We start from the raw sequence: 17,535 nt of genomic DNA, 5'->3' as shown, positions 1-17,535 counted from the left end.
TGAATGGTTCTTGTCCATGACGCTGTCATCGAAGATGACATAGCCCCTGTCGCTGAATTGGACGTGTGGGCGCACCTGCGTCCACAGCTCCGCTGCCGTCAGGCGATCTCCTTGCAAGTACCGCTGAACTGCGTCATGAGCAAAATCGTCGATGTGATCGGCAAAATAGGTTTGCGTTCGGTTGATCTGTGTGGCAGCCAAAAACTCGCAGTACCGTTGCCGACTGACTTTCCGAGGTCTTCCCATCAGCTCAGAATCTCAAATTTGTCCAGTTTCGCGTAAGCCCTAAGTTATGAAATGACTGCGAAACCCGACCAACGGGAGAAGGAAAAGTACGGATTCCAGAATGGTGTTGGCTTTTGGTGCTGTCCCAAAAGATAACTGAATGACCGCAATCCGCATCAGCTCTGTTCGCCTGACATTCTGCGGCAGCGGACGTGCCTTCGCCCATCAGCCTCCGGGGCGCTCAGATGTAGGCGGCCCCGCAGCCCGCAGCAGTTGCAGCTTGATCATGCCCAGGCGGGCCGGACTCAGGACGCCGCGCGCCAGCACCCGTTCACCCAGCGCCAGCACCGGCACGTCGTCGCCGTACTGCCGCCGCCACTCGGCGCGCGAATCCACATCCAGCAGTTGGACCCGGAATTCCAGCCGGGTCAGGTGCTCCTGCGCCTGCTCGCACAGGTGGCAGCCCGTTCGGGTGTAGAGGGTCAGCAGCGGCAAGTCAGACATCGGCAGTTCAGATGTTAGAGCAGGCGCGGGGGAATGCTTGTGCCAGGGAGAGTCGGGGCATGGTCAGGAGCGATTCAGGAGCCTGCGGTGTTGACGAATTCCCGGACCGGACACTGATGGCAGTCTGGGGGCCGCGCTGCGCCGGGACGGCCTCCTCCGCATCCAGTTTCTCGGCCACCGTCTTGCCCGGTGGGGGCGTGGCTGCGCCGATTTGTGGGCGGTCCAGCAGCGTCATGGCCTGTACCGGGGCGTACATGTCGCGGCTGGAGATGGGATCGCCCGCGCTGGAGATGGTCCGCAGCATCTGCCCACCCTGGCGCACCGCGTAGATCTGGCCCTCCGGCCCCACGCTGATCAGCCACGGGGCCGCAGTGGGTTCGCCCACCAGCGTGTCCAGCGCAAAGGTCAAGCCGGGGGTGCCGTCGGCCCCGATCTTGCGCAGTTTCCGGGCCACGCCGTCCACGATGTACACCGCGCCCAGGCGGTCCACGCCCAGGCCCTCCAGGGTACGCAGACCCTCGCTGTGGCGGTCCAGACGGAAGGCGTAGCGGCTGAGGTACTCGCCCTGCGCGGTGAAACGCTGGACCTCGTTGTTGCCGGTGTCCAGCACGTACAGGTGGCCGTCCGGGGAGGCCACCAGGCGGCGCGGCCTGTCAAAGCGGCCCAGGCCTGGCCCGCGCCCGCCGAATCTCCGCACGAACTGCCCAGCGGTGTTGTACACGACAACGTGGTGCGCCTCGCCGTCCAGCACGTAAACGTGACCCTGCGTGAAGGCGATGTCCAGCGGTTGCAGCAGTTCGCCCTCGCCCAGGCCGTAGGGACCGAAGGACAGCAGTTCCTGGCCCTGCGGACCGAGCTTGCGGACCAGCGCGCCCGACTCGCCCTGGCGGTAGTCCTGCAAGGTGACATACAGGTTGCCGTCGGCGTCCCCGGCCAGGGCGTTGGGCACGCTGGGCAGGCCCTGCGACGTGCCGCCATCACTGCCACCACTGCCCCCCTGGTCACACAGGCTGGCGCGCAACTTGCCGTGCAGGTCCAGCAACCTCACGGTGCCGCGCTTTTCCTGCACGCTCAGGACCAGGGCCTGCGGATCGCCAAAGACCTCGTCGCTCAGCAGGCCCGCATCGATGCGGGCGATCACCTCGTCCAGGGTGGGGCGCTGCGCCGGGTCCTTCTCGATCATGTTCAGGATCAGGTCGTTGAGGCGGCCCGGCACCTCCAGCTGGATCTGCTTGGGCGGCTTGGGAGACTCGAAGACCTGCTGGTGGACCACCGCCTCGTAGCTGCCCCGAAAGGCGGTCTGGCCGCTGACCAGCTCGTAGGCCAGCAGACCCAGCGAATACACGTCGCTGCGGGCGTCCACGCGGTTGCCCTTGGCCTGCTCGGGGGCCATGTAGATCGGGGTGCCCACCCGCGCGCCGCTCATGGTCAGGCGGGTCAGAACCTTGCCCACCGCGATGCCAAAGTCCATCAGCTTGACGCCGCCCTCGCGGAGCTGGCCCCCGTGGAAAGCGTTTTTAAGGATCATCACGTTGCCGGGCTTGATATCGCGGTGAACCACATTCTGCATGTGGATGTGGCGCAGGGCGTCGGCCAGCGCGCGGATAACCTGCACCGACTCGCCAAAGGCCAGGCTGCGGTCTTCCAGCATGTGTTCCAGGCTCTCGCCGTCCAGAAACTCCATGACGATGTAGTGCTCGGGGTCCTGCATGCGGTAGTCGTAGACCCGCACGATGTTGGGATGGCTGAAGCGCTTGAGCACCTCGGCCTCACGGTAAAAGCGCTTGACGAATTTGGCGTCGGCCAGGTATTTCTCCTGCGGCACCTTGAGGGCCACGATGCGCCCGTCGTGGTTGCGCCGCGCCCGGTACACGCTGCCCATCCCGCCGATGCCGATGCGGTCCATGACCTCGTACTCCTGGAACCTGAGGTCCGATCTGGTCACCGACAGGGGACTGCGCCGCGTCAGGGTGGGCGTGCGGGTGACCCGCGTGGGTTTGCTGGTGGGCAGCCTGATCCCCCTGCGGCGCGCAGTCTGCGCGTGCAGGCCAGAAGCCTGATGCAAAGAGATCAGGCTGCCGCCCAGAATCACGGCCAGCACGCTCAGCGCGCCCTGCGCCCGGTCCAGCGCGGCGGTCCAGGGTGCCTCCTGCGCCGCGCCGCCCAGTGCCAGCGCCAGCCCGATCAGGGTGCCCACCAGTCCCAGCCCCAGCAGCGCCGCCAGAACGCTCAGGGCACGTTCCGGAAAGCGCACCAGCAACAGCAGACCCACCACGAACAGGGCGGCCAGCAGCAGGGCGGTCACGGGCGCTGGCCTCGGCTGAGCAGGGACAGGACGCGGAAATGGATCATCTCACCCCGTTATACCCTTCGGCTCCTTGCGCCACGCTTACAAATGGGGGATTCAGCCTCCCAGAGCGGGAGAAATCTCGCACCCCACGAGGGCATATAAAAGGCGCGGAAGACAGATCCAGAGTCTGGTACGGATTCCGTTTGTTTCGCGCATGAATGGAGAAAGCTCCGCTTCAGCCATTCCACGTCCAGAACCCTTCGTCCTCCCTCCTACGGTCGTCCAGGGCAATGCCCATGAGGACGCCTGGACGCCCGCTTGGATCTTCGCTGAAGCTGACGGCGGCCAGCAGCGCCTCCGAGCCGTACACGCTGCGGCTGCTGAGCTGATCTTGCGGGATTTTCCCGCCGCCGATCATCGCCCACCAGGGCTGGAACTCCTGGGGCCACCGCCGCGTGCTGGGCAAGGATCAGGCCGAGGCGGGCAAGCTGGTATACGGACAGGACGGGCCGGGCTGACCTTTCTTCCAAGACAGAGTGGGGGAAAAATTCATGCCAGTGAAGGTGCTTCGGCCCCACTGGCATGACCCTCCTTCTGGTAGCTGACCCAAACGCGGGGCAACCCCCTGAACATCAATCCGACTTGCTCTCACTCTTACCGTCCAGCTCGTTGAATTCCCGTTCGGCCCCGCTCTTGATCGGGTTGTGGAGGGTCAACGGGGTCTCGGCCTCGCTGCCGGGAATGGCGTCATCGCCGGGGATGGGGGCGGGCAGGAAGCGGGTGCCCAGCGCCAGCAGATCGGCGGTGAGCTGCGGGGCCAGCGCCTGGGCGTACTTGAGGACGAAAGCAGAGCCGCCGATGGGGGCCTCAGCGTCGCCGCGCACCAGAGCGTCCACCATGCGGCGGGCGGCCACGCGGGCGTCCAGCGAGATCAGCGGCAGGTTGTCCACCGTGGCAAACAGGGCGTATTCCTTCTGGTGCTGTCCCTTGACCTGCGCCTGACGCGGGCTGCCCGTCCGCATGACCGTGGGGCAGACGGTGGTCACGCCGATGCCGTCCCCCGCCAGCTCGGCGCGCAGGGCCTGCCCGATGCCGGTCAGGGCAAATTTGCTGACGCTGTAGGGGGCCAGGTGCGGCACGGCCACCTTGCCGCCCACCGAGGACACCAGCAGCACCCGCCCGCCCCGGCGGCGCAATTCGGGCACGGCCAGCCGGGTCAGGATCAGCGGCGCAAAGGCGTTGACCTCCATGATGTCGCGGAAGTCGGCCTCGGTCATGTTGGCCAGCGGGCCGCTCTGGATCAGGCCCGCGTTGTTGACCAGCACGTCCAGACCGCCGTGAACACGCGTGGCCTCGGCCAGGGCGCGGCGCAGGTCTTCCTGGCGGGTCACGTCGCCAGCCACGGTCTGCACGCGCCCACCCGCGCCGAGTTGCGTGGCCGCGCGCTCCAACTCCGCAGGATCGCGCGCCATCAACGTGACGGCGGACCCGCGTTTCAGGAATTCGGCGGCCAGCGCCAGCCCCAGGCCGCGCGAACCACCAGTAATCAGCACGCTCTTGCCGGTCAGCTCGTAGGGCGCGGTGAACTTGCGGCGCGCGGCGATGGCCGTGATCGCCGCCGCCACCATCAGGCGTTTGGGAATTCGCATTCCCGCATTGTGGGGACTGGCCTGGACGCGTGGGCGGCGGGTGAAGGCCCGCTCAAGAGCCTGTGGCAACGGGGTGAAGTTTGCCTGGCGAGGAGAACAAGACGGATCGCGGTTGAGAATTAATCTCAGCCGCGATCCGTCTTGCCTGCACCTCCTACTTTCTCAAAAGGGCGTCTCGTCTTCTACCACGGCCACCGGCGCGGGGCGCGCTGCCGCCACAGGCTGGGGCCGGGGCGCGGACGGGCGGGCGGCCTGCTGAGGTCCACTGCCTGCGCGGCCCCCCGGCACGGCGTAACGGTCCTGCCGCTTCCCACCCCGGAAGATCGCCAGCGTCACGTATTCAAATTCGCCGTCGGCCTTCTCGCGCACATGTTCGGGATCGGTCCCGCGCGCGCCCCGGCTGTATTTGACGGCGGCGGGCAGCTTCATCTTGCGGCTGTCCACGGCCTCCAGTTCGCGGCGGCGGTAGGCCAGCCCCCGGTGAATGACCATGTCCTCGCCCTCGGCATTGGTCCATTTCCTGGCCCCGATCAAAGACCAGTCAAAGTCGCTCTCGTTGTCCAGCGGGAACTGGTAGCCGCCGCCGGGAACCGCACCACTGGTCCAGCCCAGACGGCCATACTGACGCTGCACGTCCAGCAACTTGTCGGCACCCTCCACATCCACGGTGACCGTCGCGCCCAGATCGGTGACGAATTCTATGTGCAACATTCAGACCTCCTTATGTAAATAACATAACACAGTTGGGAGAGGCGGGTGCTGGGCTGGCGGCTCTGGTGAGGATATGTCTAAAGGCCATGCCGTCGAACGGTCTGACCGCAGAATGAACCGTCTTTTGGCAGGTGGAACGTCTGACCTGTGGATGGTTAGACTGCCCGCGTCAGCACGTAGAACACCCGCTCCCCTTCCGAGGCCAAGTCCGTGACCCCGTAGCCGCGCGCCAGATACTCGCCCAGCGCCTCACGCAGCGCCAGCCGCCAGCTCAGGCGCAGCGCCTCGTTCATCAGCTCGGCCTTGCGGGGCACCTCGGCCAGCACTTGCGGGCTGTTCAGATTCAGGATCGGCGCATCCGGCTCCTCGCCCTCTGGCACGGCGGCCAGGACCACCTCGCCGTCGGGAGCGGGGGGTGGGTGCGAGGCGCGGGGACGTGTCAGGTCCCACTCGATCATCAGGCGGTCTGCCGGAAAGGCGGTGGCCGGATCGTCGCCCAGCGCGTACCAGTCGGGGTGATAAGACACGGCCCGCGCGCCCAGTTTGCCCAGATTCAGGCGGGCGTTGCGGGCGATCAGCGGGTCAAAGGTCCAGGTCATGCGCCCTATCCCCTGCGCCAGCACCCGCTCGCGCTGCGCGTGCTTGAGGGCCACGGCCAGCCCACTGCCGCGCCAGTCGGGGTGAACCGCCAGCAGGTGCGAGTGGTGCCACAGTTGCCCGCCCACCAGCGCCGGAAAGCCGTAGGCCAGCCCGAAGGGAAGCTGCGGCCCACTTTCGGGTGCGTCTGCCGCATAGGCCCCCAGCACCACGCCGCCGCACGCCGAGCTGATGCGGAACATGCTGCTGGGCAGCACCTCGCGGTCCGGGTAGCCCCAGGCGTCCACCTGCACGGCCTCCAGACCACGCATGGCCCAGGGATCGGTCACGTCGCGGATCACGTAGGGCCGCCGGGGCAGCGGGGCTTCTGGCAGCGGGCCGGACGCCTCGCTCAAGGGCGGTGTTCCTCCGTCAGCTCGGCCACGCTTTCGATAAAGTCACGGTTGAGGGTCACGCCGATGCCCGGCCCCTCCGGCACGGGCATCAGGCCGTCCACCGCTTCCAGCGGTTCGTTGATGATGTCGGTGTCCCAGTAGCGGCTGGCGCTGGAGGTATCTCCCGGCAGCGTGAAATTGGGCAGGGTGGACAGGTGAATGTTGTGCGCCCGGCCCACGCCGCCCTCCAGCATGCCGCCGCACCACACCGGCGCGCCGAACGCCTGCGCCACGTCATGCACGCGCCTGGCCTCGGCGTGCCCGCCCACGCGGGCCACCTTGAGGTTGATGACACCGCCCGCACCAATCGCCAGGGCCTTGCGGGCATCTGCCGCGCTGGCGATGCTCTCGTCTAGGCACAGCGGGGTCTGGAGGCGGGTTTGCAGCGTGGCGTGGTCCACCAGGTCATCCCAGGCCAGCGGCTGCTCGATGTAGGTCATCTTGTACTCGTCCAGCGCCCGCAACCGCACCGAATCGGCCAGCGTGTAGGCGCTGTTGGCGTCCACGGTCAGGCGGATGTCGGGGAAGGCCTCGCGGGTGGCGCGCACCGGGGCCTCGTCCCAGCCGGGCTTGATCTTGAGCTTGATCCGGCGGTAGCCCTGCTCGACATGGCGGCGCACGGCGTCCACGGTGGCGGCCTCATCGGCCTGAATGCCCAGGCTGACGCCCACCTCCACCTGCGTCTTGCGTCCGCCCAGCAGCGTTCCCAGCGGCACGTTCAATGTCCGCGCCCACAGGTCCCACGCAGCCATCTCCACCATCGCGCGGGCCATCCTGTTGCCCCGGAATGCGCCCAGGGCGTCGTTCAGCTCCTCCGGGTTGGCAAAGGTCTTGCCCAGGATGCGCGGCAAGAAAACCCCACGCAACAGGTCCAGCGCCCCGGCCAGGGTTTCCTCGCGGTACATCGGGGCGACTTCCATCGTGCCTTCCGACACCCCCTGAATGCCGTCGCCGTGCAGCACCAGCAGCGGCACCGTGCGGGCGGTCTGCACCCCGAAACTGGTCTCGAAGCGGAATTTCAGCGGCAGGCGGACAACCATGATCTCGGCGGCTTCTATTCGCAGCATGGCACACAGTATGGGGGCTGAGACCTAGAATGGGGGCTGGAAAACAGGCGGGCGTGGGATCAGAGAAGACGGGACGACGAACCGGGTTCTGGCCCGCCGCAGCCCGACGGCACTCCAGTCTGGTTGCCCACTTTCGAGGAGAGGCACATGAACGAACCGGATACGAACGCGGCCCAGTCGGCAGCGCAACTCATCACGGACAAAATTGCCGGACTCGGAGACTGGCGCGGCGAGACGCTGGGCAGACTGCGCGGGCTGATTCTGGACGCAGAACCGGACGTGACCGAGACCTGGAAATGGGGCAGGACGCCGGTCTGGGAGCATGACGGCGTCATCTGCACCGGCGAGACATACAAAAAGGCCGTCAAGCTGACCTTCGCCAGAGGTGCGTCCCTGGACGATCCAGCCCGGCTGTTCAACGCCAGTCTGGACGGCAACACGCGCCGTGCCATCGACGTCCATGAGGGCGAGGAGGTAGATGGGGCGGCCTTCAAAATCCTGATTCAGCAGGCGGTGGACCTCAACAGCGCGGGAAAGACACCACCGAAAGGGGCGAGGTCCTGAGCCTCCACCGTCCCCACATCAGTCACAGCCGCCGGGCGGCCAATCGCGCGGACGCGGTATAACTACAGGCACTATGGCGGACATCAAAGTTCCAGTTTTTTCCGAATCGGTCAGCGAGGGCACGCTGCTGACCTGGCACAAGCAACCCGGCGAGGCGGTCAAGCGCGGCGACGTGCTGGCCGAGATCGAGACCGACAAGGTGGTGCTGGAGGTCACGGCGCAGGCCGACGGCGTGTTGCAAAGCGTCGCCAAGAACGAGGGCGATACGGTGCTGAGCGAGGAAGTGCTGGGCGTGATGGGCGACGCGGGCAGCGCGCCCGCCGCCCAGGCTCCAGCCGCCGGTGCGTCCCAAGCTGGCTCCACTGAAGAGGAAACCAGCGGCCCCATTCCCGACGAGAAGAGCGCGGGCGGCACCGCCGTTCAGCCGGACAGCGCGGGAACGCAGCCTGCCGCCCAGGGTGCGGAGCGGCGTGAAGACCTCTCCCCCGCCGTCCGCAAGGTGGTCGCCGAGAACGATCTGGACGTAAGCCAGATTCCAGCCAGCGGCCCGCGCGGCAACATCACCAAGCAGGACGCGGTGGTGGCGGCGCAGGGCGGCAGCACGGACCAGGGACCGCAGAAAGCGGCGGCTCCGGCAGCGGCACAGCCGGCTCAGCCCTCACCCCCGGCGACCATTCCCAGCGGCCCGCGCACCGAGCAGCGGGTGCCCATGACCCGCATTCGCGCCCGCATCGCCGAACGCCTCAAGGAAGTGCAGAACACCGCCGCGCTGCTGACCACCTTCAACGAGGTCAACATGCAGCCCAGCATGGACCTGCGCAAGAAGTACCAGGATCAATTTGTCGCAAAACACGGCGTCAAGCTGGGCTTCATGAGCCTGTTCGTGCGCGCCGCCACCGAGGCCCTGAAAGCCTTCCCGCTGGTCAATGCCAGCATCGACGGCAAGGACATCGTGTACCACGGCTTCTACGACATCGGAATCGCGGTTGCCAGCGAGCGCGGCCTAGTGGTCCCGATCCTGCGCGACACCGACGCCATGGGCCTGGCGACGATTGAGAAAGAGATTGCCAACTTCGCCGGAAAGGCCCGCAGTGGCAAGCTGACCATGGAGGACATGAGTGGCGGCACCTTCTCGATCACCAACGGCGGCACCTTTGGCAGCATGATGAGCACCCCGATCATCAACGCCCCGCAGAGCGCCATCCTGGGCATGCACAACATCATCGAGCGGCCCATCGCGCAGAATGGTCAGGTGGTTATCGCGCCGATGATGTACCTGGCGCTGTCGTATGACCACCGGATTATTGACGGCAAGGAAGCCGTGCAGTTTCTGGTGATGATCAAGAACCTGCTGGAAGACCCGGCGCGGATGCTGCTGGAGCTGTAAAGAGGGTTGATTGGGGGCGGCTTCCGAGGGGTGGAGGCCGCCTTTTCGTTTCTGTTCCGGCATAATGCCCACTGCCACCGCCCGCGCTGCCGTCTGCTGGGCCAGTTCCCACAGCTCCGGGAATTTGGCCAGCGCCTGAGCGGAGCGGGCGCGCCAGCAGCTCCATGGCGGGGCAGGACCTCGTGGGGGCCCTGACGGGGGATAGCCTGGCTGGACGGGCGGACAGTTGCCGTTTGAATGCGGGAGCGTCGGCCCGGTTGACGTCACACTCCTGGTCAGTGTGCAGAGGTTTTACGGTGTTCGGGCTGAATCTCTGAAAACGAAAAAACCCCGGACTAAGCGGGGTTCTCTGTACCTTGGTGCGGATGCCCAGACTTGAACTGGGGACCTCACGCTTATCAGGCGTGCGCTCTAACCAACTGAGCTACACCCGCGCACCTCTCGCACTACCGGCTCAGGACCGAACAGGCGGCAGTCAATGTAGCAAGGGGGCGGCGGGGTGTCAACGTATGCCCGAATGGCCGCAAAAAAGCCCCCAAAGGCCCACAAGCAAAAACCCCCGCCGAGGCGGAGGCTCAAGTTGGTGACCCCAACGGGATTCGAACCCGTATCGCTACCTTGAAAGGGTAGTGTCCTAACCGTTAGACGATGGGGCCACACCCTCAGCATTCACTTTTTTCAGTGTGTCCGCCGCCCTTTCAAGGGGTGCTTTTCAGCACGGCGAGAATCATAGCCCAGCCAGGGTGGTACGTCAATGGGCAGACGCCGTCTGGGCGCGCCCCGGCAAAAAGTGGCAGGGCAAATCCGTGAACTGTGCGGAACGGGGGGAGAGTTGATCTCCTGACCCATCACCACGGTGGTCAGGGCGTTCCTGGCGTCAACGCCCACGCGCAGCCACCGCCGTGCCGTCCCAGTCACAGATTCTCCTTGAAAAAGGCCACGCTGCGGTCCAGGGCCAGCCGCAGGTTGCCACTCAGGTTGTGGTCATCGCCGGGATACTTGTAGGCGCTGAAGCGCTGCCTGGCGGCCCGCAGATCATCAGCGAAGTCCTTTTGAAAGCTGTACGGCACGTCCTTGTCGGCGGTGCCCTGGTGAAGCTGAATGGGCCGTCCATCCAGCTCTTGCAGGGAGGCGTTGGGACTCAGGGCACGCAGGTAACGGCGGTTGAGGTTGTCCAGCGTCGGCTGCTGCTCGCCGCTCGGCGGGTTCCAGTCGGTGGCCAGGATGTCGTAACTGGCCATCACGCCTGCCCACAGCGAGGCGGCCTTGAGGTCCGGGTCCACCAGCATGGCGCGTAAGGACAGTTGACCGCCCATGCTGTGGCCCCACACGCCCATGCGCCCTCGGTTCACGCGCGGGTCTTTTTTGAGGCTGGCGGCGGCGTTCAGCACGTCCACCGTGTAGCCGGGATCGTTGTAGCCACCACGGGCCGTGCCCTCGGAGTCGCCGTGGCCCCGGTAGTCGCTCTTGAGGGTCACGTACCCGGCCCGCGCGAAGGCGTCCTGGTACGCCACGTAACGCTCGGTGGTGCGGTAGACGTTGGGCGGAATATAGCCGTGGTTGAACACGATGGTGGGCCAGCCTCCTTTTGGAACGACGCCACGCGGCACGGTGAGCAGCGCAAAGATCTTGAGTCCGTCGGACTGGTAGCTGATCACCTGACGGCTGTAGTTGCTGCCGGGGTTGAGATTCCGTACCACACCCATTGTGCTGCCCGGATACTCGCGCGCCCGCAGCGCCTGAATGCTGATGGGCTGCCGGGCCACCAGCGCCCCGATGGCCGCGTCGGTGATCTCGCCCAGCGGGCCGGTCTGGACGGTGGGACCAGGGGCTGGCTGGTCAGGTGCCGGAGTCGGCTCAACCTGCGGGCCTGGGGCCGGCGTCCGCCACGGCACCTTGAAAGGCAGGGTCTGCGGCTGCGTCACGGCGAGATACCCGACCCCCAGCACCAGCAGCCACACCACCACATTGATCAGCCGCCTCATGGGTTCAGAGGTGCTCCTTGAAGAACTGCACGCTGCGGTTCAGGGCGGTTCGCAGGTTCCGGCTGAGGTTGTGGTTGTCGCTGGGATAGACGTAACTGGCCGCCGACTGGCCCGCCGCCTTCATCTGCTGACTGAGCGTGGTGTGGAAAACAAGCGGCACGTCCTCGTCCGCCGTGCCGATGTGAAGCTGGAGGGGGCCGCCCAGATCCCCCAGGTAGCTGTTGGCGCTCAGCGAATTCCAGAATTTGGGATTGCTGGCCGGGGTGCCGTATCTGGCGACAGCCTTCTTGCGGAGGTCCAGTACGCGCTGCGGGATGCTGGCGGGCACCGGGCTGTTCCACTTGGTCATCATGTCGCCGTAATCGCCCACCACCCCGGCCCAGATCACCCCGGCCTTGATGCCCGGATCGATGACCATCGCCCGCAGCGTCAGAAAGCCGCCCATGCTGTGGCCCCACATGCCGATGCGCGCGGCGTTGACCCGTTTGTCCTGTTTCAGGCTGCCCAGCGCGTTCATCACGTCGTCGGTGTAGCCGGGCGAGTAATAGCCGCCCAGCGCCTCGCCCTGGCTGCTGCCGTGGCCCCGGTAATCGCTCTTGAGGGTCACGAAGCCCGCGCGGGCAAAGGCGTCCTGGTACGCCACGTAGCGTTCGGTGGTGCGGTAGGCGTTGGGCGGAATATAGCCGTGGTTGAACACGATGGCGGGCCAGCCTCCCCTGGGCGGCGTGCCGCCGGGTACGGTCAGCAGGGCGCGGATGCTCAGGCCGCCAGACTGGTAGGACACCACCTGGCGGCTGTAGTTGCTGCCCGCGCGCAGGTTGGTCAGCACCTTCAGGGCGCTGCCGGGATACTTCTTTTCGCGGGCCGTCTGGATGCCCATGTCGGCCACGTCCACCTTTGCAAGAGCGGCGGCGGACTGTGCCCCGGCCTGTGCGCCCACAACGGGTGCGCCGAACAGCAGGGGCAGCGTAAGCAAGAAGACAGGTTTCATCCCCCCAGGCTAGAGCCAGGTTAGCCCCGCAAAAGCGTCAGGGCCGACGTTATAACCCACGGGCGAAGTCGCGGGCCGGCCCACCATGTCAGCGGCTGATGTCGTAGCCCGTGATTTTCGTGACCGGGCGCGGGTTGCCGTCGCCCAGCGTCTGGGAGCGGTCATACAGGTTCCAGCCGCGCGTGACTTTCATTTCGGGCAGCAGTTCGGCCCCGCCGCCGGGCCAGTTGTCGGGCAGCTCGAAGGGACCGAAGGTGCCGCCCGCCGGGCTGAAGACCAGCCACAGGCGGTTGCGCGCCACCGTCTCGCCGAGGCTCAGACGCGCGTCGTTGTTGGCGTCGTCGTAGGCCACCACCTGATACACGCCCGCCACACCGGGAATGTTCGGCAAATCGAAGCCGTACTGCCAGGTGTTCACTCCCGTGCTGACCACGTTCTGGGCCACGGCGCTGTCATTGGTCACGGCCACCGGCACGCCTGTCCCCACCAGCGCCAGCCGCAGCTTCGGCGAGCTGCCCCAGTCGCCTCCCAGGCTGCCGCTCAGGGGGTAATCGGCAGGGGCTTTGACGCCCTGTTGCCCGCAGGCGGCCAGGGTCAGGGGAAAGAGAAGAAAGCCGGGCAGGAGCTTACGCATGGCCTCAGGATAAGCTGCGCCGGGGTGAGAACCAGCCCGTCACTTGATGAACACATCATGCCATTTACAGCGGTCAGAAGTTGGCATTTGCACAGCCCACAGGAGTTCTCTGTCGCATTTGTTAGCAAAGGCCCAGGACGCCAGTAGATGAGACATTGCGAGACGCTTGCTCACCTGAACTTCACGCGCTATCTTGCGCCCGTCCCACAAACAGCTTGATGCCGCAGTCAAGCGCCTCAGTCTCAGAGGAATGCCCTCACGCGTTCATTGGCCTGTGTTCATTCTTCATTGCACCTAAGGCCCCCCACCGGACCACGCAAACCACTCGGAGACTGGTCCAAAGGAGATCACATGAAGCGATCCTCACCCCTCGCATTGCTGGCCCTCACCGGGTTGCTCCTCACCGCCTGTGGCGGCTCGGACACCCCCCAGCCCCAGCCCGGCGACACCACCAAGCCCACCGTCACCCTGACCGCCGCCCCCAAAACCGTGCAGGCCGGCGGCACCGTGACCCTGACCGCCACCGCCGACGACAATGTGGGCGTCATCAAGGTCAGCTTCTACCGGGGCAGCACCCTGATCAGTGAGGACACCGCCGACCCCTACACCGCCACCGACACGCTGGGCGCAGGGATCGGCGGCCCCCTGACCTACCGCGCCGTCGCCAGTGACGCCGCCGGCAACACCGCAGAAGCCACCGACTCCGTGACCGTGAACCAGGTCACGAGTACCGTGGGCAGCGGCAGCGCCACGGTTCCCGGTTATCTGGCGAACTCGCAGGGCGGCGCGGTGGTGCCGGGCAGCGCCATCACGGTCCAGGGACCAGGCGGCACCCAGAACGGCGTCACCGATGCCAGGGGGCAGTTCACCCTCAAGCTGGACCCCGGCACGTACAGCATCGAGTTCAAGAAAGCTGGCTACGCCGCGTCACGCATCGAGGGCTTCAAGGTGGTGGCCGGCACCAACGAGACCCTGCAAACGATCCAGAAAAACGCCTTTGCCACCACGCTGCCCACCACCGCACCGGCTGTGAGCGTCAAGCAGCTCGTGGGCGCGGACGCCAAGGATTTTGACCCCGCCAAGCCCGCCGAGTTCAAGGCCAGCGCGGGCGTGCCGGTGCAGGTGACCAACACGGCCACCAACGCGCAGAACAGCCCGGTCTACACCTACGTCGGCGTGGGCGGCGTTCCCGGCGCAGGCTTCTTTGGCACGCGCGCCATCGCCACCAACGATCCCAAGAACACCTCCTTTACCACCACCGTCACGCTGGCCAAGAACAGCCTGCGCGGCGTGCGCGGGCCGACGCAACTGTACGTGGTGGCCTACGACAGCAACGAGAACCGCACCGAGGTCCGGGTGCCCATTGTGATCACCGACGACCAGCCCAACGACACGCCGCTGGCCAGCGTCAGGGACGCCAAGGCCCGCGCCGTCACCATCGCCCAGAAGGTCGGCTTCAACAGCCCGATCCGCCCCACCGGCGCTCCGACCGAAATGAGCACGCTGTGGGTAGACCTGACCTGGAATGCTCCCTCGGGTGTCCTGGGCGGTCCGCTGGGCGCGCGCATCTGGAAAAGCGACGACAACAAGACCTTTATGGTGTACAAGACCGTGCAGGGAACGGCCAGCACGGCCCGCGACGGCAGCGCCAGCCTGGAAGTCGGTAAGCCGGTCTACTACCAGATCGAGGTCTTCAACAGCACCCAGAGCGTCCGCAGCGACGTCCTTCAGACCACACCGCTGGACAGCTTTACCCTGACCAACATCAAGCCCAGCGAGAACAGCACCGGGGTCTCGCGCACGCCCACGATTTCCTGGGACGTCAGCAAGAAGGTGGGCGATGTGCGCAACTTCTACGTGATGGTCAACGATTACCCGCAGCAGAGTGCCAACTGCTTCTGGGGCGACCTGCTGTGCAGCGGCGAGGCCACCGACAACATGTTCACCGACGACGGCAAGACCCCGGCCCTGATGAACACCGGCAACAGCTATTCGGTGGCCTTCAATGTCAACAAGACCGCGCTGCTGCCCGCGCTGGAGAGCAACCACGCCTACACCCTGGACTTCTCGGCTGCCGCTTACAGCAAATCCGGCGACGCCGTGAGCATCGCGCAGGATTACCACAAGGTCTTCTATGATCTGGATCTGTGTAACTTCGGCGGACCGGTCTGCGAGGGCCAGGTCAGCAACTTCACCACAGGAGACAAATAATGAACCGACGCCTCGTTTTCGGCGCTCTGAGCGCGGCGCTGCTGCTCGCGGGCTGTAACACGGCCAGCACGCCCCAGACCACCACCGCAACGCCCCCGAAGCTGGACCTGAGCAGCTACCGGACCCTGGGCAGCGCGCTGGGCCAGACCCTGCCGCCGGTCAGCAGCATGCTCAAGACGGGCCAGGAGGGCGACAGCTCGCAGGAACTGGTCATCGCGTACCAGGACCGCGCCTTTGTGGACCGCCTGGCCGCCCATCTGAGTGCCCGTGTGGGGGGCGACCTGCCACAACTGGGGCTGGCGCTGCTCGCCTTGCCGGAGCAGTACAGCGCCAAGCGCGCCGCCGCCGCCCTGAGCCTGTCGCCGCACAGCGGCCTGCGCTTCGCCGAGGCCAACAACTACGACGCCAAACTGCCCGAGATTCCCCAGTCCAGCGAGGCGGGCAGCAAGCTGTCCGCGCAGGCGACGGACCCCGATCCCCTGAGCATCAAGCAGTGGTGGATCGCGCAGGTCAGTGCCGACAAGGTGCGTGACCTGGCCACCGGCAAGGGCGTCATCGTGGGCGTGGTGGACGACGACTTCGACCGCCAGCACGAGGACCTCAAGGCGGCGGGCAAGATCGTGACCGGCATCGACACCAGCACCGGCAAGGAACTGACCCCCGACATGCCGCTGACCAACGGGGCGCACGGCAGCGGCTCGGCGGGCACCATTGCCGAACGCCTGGGTAACGGCGTGGGCGGCGCGGGGATTGCGCCCGACGCCATCCTGATGCCCGTCCGTATCTTTTCGCCGGGCTTCAGCGGTAGCTTCAACGTCGCCAGGGGCCTGGTCTATGCGGTGGACCACGGCGCACAGGTGCTGAATAACTCCTGGGGCGGCGGCGGCTACACCCAGATTATCAAGGAAGCGGTGGACTATGCGCTGAGCAAGAACGTCGTGGTGGTCGGTTCTGCGGGCAATGATTACCGCGCGCAGATGAGCGGTCCGGGAGCCTACACCGGAGCCATCAACGTCGGGGCCAGCGCGGGCGACGACATGAAGGCCAATTTCAGCAACATCGGCCTGCGCAACGACATCTACGCGCCCGGCGACAACGGCCTGACCACCTACATCAACGCGGGCCTGAAGTCGCCCGAACGGGAGCAGAGCTACGGCCTGTTCAACGGCACCAGCATGGCGGCCCCGGTCATCTCGGGCGCAGCGGCGCTGCTGCTGGAGGTCAACCCCAAGCTGACTCCCTATCAGGTCAAGAAGATTCTCGCCGCTACCGGCGATCCCATGAAGGACCCCAGAACGCAGGGCTTCAACCGGGTCAATGTCCTCAAGGCGGTTCAGGCCGTCAAGGCCGGGCAGATCCCCGCCGACGGCGGCAGCGTGGAGGTCGTGGTGGTGGACAAGGCCGAGGCCTCACCGATCACGGGAACGGACGTGAATCTGGTGCCGCTGGACGGGCAGAACCGGGGCATGCCCTATCTCGGGCGCACCGGCAACGGACGACTGGCGGCGTCCCTGCCCGGGGCCTTCGATCCCAGCGGCGCGGCGCGCTTCTTTGGCGTCGAACCGGGCCGTTACCGGGTCACGGTGGCCGGACCCAGCGTCAATGTCTTCGGGGGAACCCGCGACAATATCGTCGGCGAGATCAACGTGCAGAGCGGGAAGAACCAGCAGCTCAGCTACACGCATCAGGTGGATTTCTACGAGTACAGCCAGGACGCCAAGGGCAACGATGGCCGCAACAACACGCCCGCCCTGGCGACGGATCTTACCTTTATCCCAGCGTCGGCCTTTGCCCAGGGCCTGCTGTTCGGCGGCACCTTTGACAACGCCAACTATGTCTACGCCCCGCCCACGACCGGTAAGGACGTGGACCACCTGAAATTTGCGGTGGGGGCCGGGCAGACCCTGACGGTCGAGGCCCTGGCCCGCGCGCTCGGCTCCTCTGCCGTGGTGCAGGCCGATCTGCTGGACGCCAGCGGGGCCGTCGTGGCGACGGGCAAACCCAGTGCCGCGACTGGCCGCGATAGTGTGGTCAGCTTCAAGGCACCGGCCAAGGGCAATTACATCGTGCGGTTCAGCAACCAGACGGCCAACGAGGGACTGGGCGCGTTCTACACCAGTATCGTCGCCATCAAGTAAGCCTGGCCGGGCGCTCTGTCGCCCGCACTCTGCACCAGCAACAGAAGGGGGCCGCCAACGTTTCAGGCGGCCCCCTTCTGTTGCTGGTGATTTGCCGTGGTGACCATGCGAAGGAGCTATCAGTCCGGCGTCATCAAACGCAGGCAGG

Annotated in this window: 14 protein-coding genes, 2 tRNA genes and 1 pseudogene; 4 read left to right on the top strand and 13 right to left on the bottom strand. The window is 66.0% G+C overall.

The window, feature by feature from the left end:
* The 8 genes and pseudogenes from Q322_RS24075 to menC all read right to left on the bottom strand — a co-directional run.
* Positions 1-201, bottom strand: a pseudogene (locus tag Q322_RS24075) (IS701 family transposase); the annotation flags it as partial.
* 249 nt (positions 202-450) lie between these two features.
* The gene (locus tag Q322_RS0100720; RefSeq protein ID WP_029474947.1) at positions 451-729 is read right to left on the bottom strand and encodes a glutaredoxin family protein; all 279 of its coding nucleotides are present in this window, start codon (positions 727-729) and stop codon (positions 451-453) included.
* Between the two features lie 7 nt (positions 730-736).
* A complete protein-coding gene (locus Q322_RS0100715) occupies positions 737-3,034 on the bottom strand; it encodes a protein kinase domain-containing protein (RefSeq protein WP_084147683.1) in 2,298 nt (765 codons plus the stop codon).
* A 220-nt stretch (positions 3,035-3,254) separates the two neighbouring features.
* Positions 3,255-3,437: a hypothetical protein gene (locus tag Q322_RS0100710; RefSeq protein WP_029474943.1), complete on the bottom strand. Its 183-nt coding sequence runs from the start codon at positions 3,435-3,437 to the stop codon at positions 3,255-3,257.
* A gap of 214 nt (positions 3,438-3,651) precedes the next feature.
* Positions 3,652-4,668: an SDR family NAD(P)-dependent oxidoreductase gene (locus Q322_RS0100705; RefSeq protein WP_029474940.1), complete on the bottom strand. Its 1,017-nt coding sequence runs from the start codon at positions 4,666-4,668 to the stop codon at positions 3,652-3,654.
* A 162-nt stretch (positions 4,669-4,830) separates the two neighbouring features.
* On the bottom strand, positions 4,831-5,379 hold the full coding sequence (locus tag Q322_RS0100700) for a single-stranded DNA-binding protein (RefSeq protein ID WP_029474939.1): 549 nt from the start codon (positions 5,377-5,379) through the stop codon (positions 4,831-4,833).
* Between the two features lie 155 nt (positions 5,380-5,534).
* A complete protein-coding gene (locus tag Q322_RS0100695; protein WP_051667955.1) occupies positions 5,535-6,287 on the bottom strand; it encodes an acyl-CoA acyltransferase in 753 nt (250 codons plus the stop codon).
* An 80-nt stretch (positions 6,288-6,367) separates the two neighbouring features.
* The gene (gene menC, locus Q322_RS0100690; protein WP_029474935.1) at positions 6,368-7,477 is read right to left on the bottom strand and encodes an o-succinylbenzoate synthase; all 1,110 of its coding nucleotides are present in this window, start codon (positions 7,475-7,477) and stop codon (positions 6,368-6,370) included.
* A 147-nt stretch (positions 7,478-7,624) separates the two neighbouring features.
* Here menC and Q322_RS0100685 point away from each other — a divergent pair, with 147 nt between their 5' ends.
* Positions 7,625-8,041: a DUF1801 domain-containing protein gene (locus Q322_RS0100685; protein ID WP_029474932.1), complete on the top strand. Its 417-nt coding sequence runs from the start codon at positions 7,625-7,627 to the stop codon at positions 8,039-8,041.
* 73 nt (positions 8,042-8,114) lie between these two features.
* Positions 8,115-9,428: a 2-oxoglutarate dehydrogenase complex dihydrolipoyllysine-residue succinyltransferase gene (odhB, locus tag Q322_RS0100680; RefSeq protein ID WP_029474930.1), complete on the top strand. Its 1,314-nt coding sequence runs from the start codon at positions 8,115-8,117 to the stop codon at positions 9,426-9,428.
* A 357-nt stretch (positions 9,429-9,785) separates the two neighbouring features.
* Here odhB and Q322_RS0100675 read toward each other — a convergent pair.
* The 5 genes from Q322_RS0100675 to Q322_RS0100655 form a co-directional block, all read right to left on the bottom strand.
* Positions 9,786-9,862: transfer RNA gene (locus tag Q322_RS0100675), tRNA-Ile, on the bottom strand.
* Positions 9,863-10,009: 147 nt separating this feature from the next.
* Positions 10,010-10,084, bottom strand: a tRNA-Glu gene (locus tag Q322_RS0100670).
* A gap of 258 nt (positions 10,085-10,342) precedes the next feature.
* Positions 10,343-11,413, bottom strand: coding sequence for an alpha/beta hydrolase family protein (locus tag Q322_RS0100665; protein ID WP_029474929.1), 1,071 nt, complete (start codon positions 11,411-11,413; stop codon positions 10,343-10,345).
* Positions 11,414-11,417: 4 nt separating this feature from the next.
* Complete coding sequence (locus tag Q322_RS0100660) at positions 11,418-12,404, bottom strand: alpha/beta hydrolase family protein (protein WP_029474926.1); 987 nt, start codon at positions 12,402-12,404, stop codon at positions 11,418-11,420.
* 88 nt (positions 12,405-12,492) lie between these two features.
* A complete protein-coding gene (locus Q322_RS0100655) occupies positions 12,493-13,038 on the bottom strand; it encodes a hypothetical protein (protein ID WP_029474924.1) in 546 nt (181 codons plus the stop codon).
* A gap of 351 nt (positions 13,039-13,389) precedes the next feature.
* Between Q322_RS0100655 and Q322_RS21465 the strand changes: the two genes are divergently transcribed.
* Both Q322_RS21465 and Q322_RS0100645 read left to right on the top strand, forming a co-directional pair.
* The gene (locus Q322_RS21465) at positions 13,390-15,249 is read left to right on the top strand and encodes a carboxypeptidase regulatory-like domain-containing protein (protein ID WP_084147681.1); all 1,860 of its coding nucleotides are present in this window, start codon (positions 13,390-13,392) and stop codon (positions 15,247-15,249) included.
* Positions 15,249-17,387, top strand: a complete 2,139-nt coding sequence (locus tag Q322_RS0100645) for a S8 family serine peptidase (RefSeq protein WP_029474921.1) — start codon at positions 15,249-15,251, stop codon at positions 17,385-17,387. The genes Q322_RS21465 and Q322_RS0100645 overlap by 1 nt, the downstream gene beginning before the upstream one ends.
* Positions 17,388-17,535 lie beyond the last annotated feature (148 nt).

This window comes from Deinococcus frigens DSM 12807 (assembly GCF_000701425.1).
Lineage (GTDB): Bacteria > Deinococcota > Deinococci > Deinococcales > Deinococcaceae > Deinococcus > Deinococcus frigens.
Note: the sequence above shows the minus strand (reverse complement) of the source record. Positions and strands in the feature narration are given on the sequence as shown.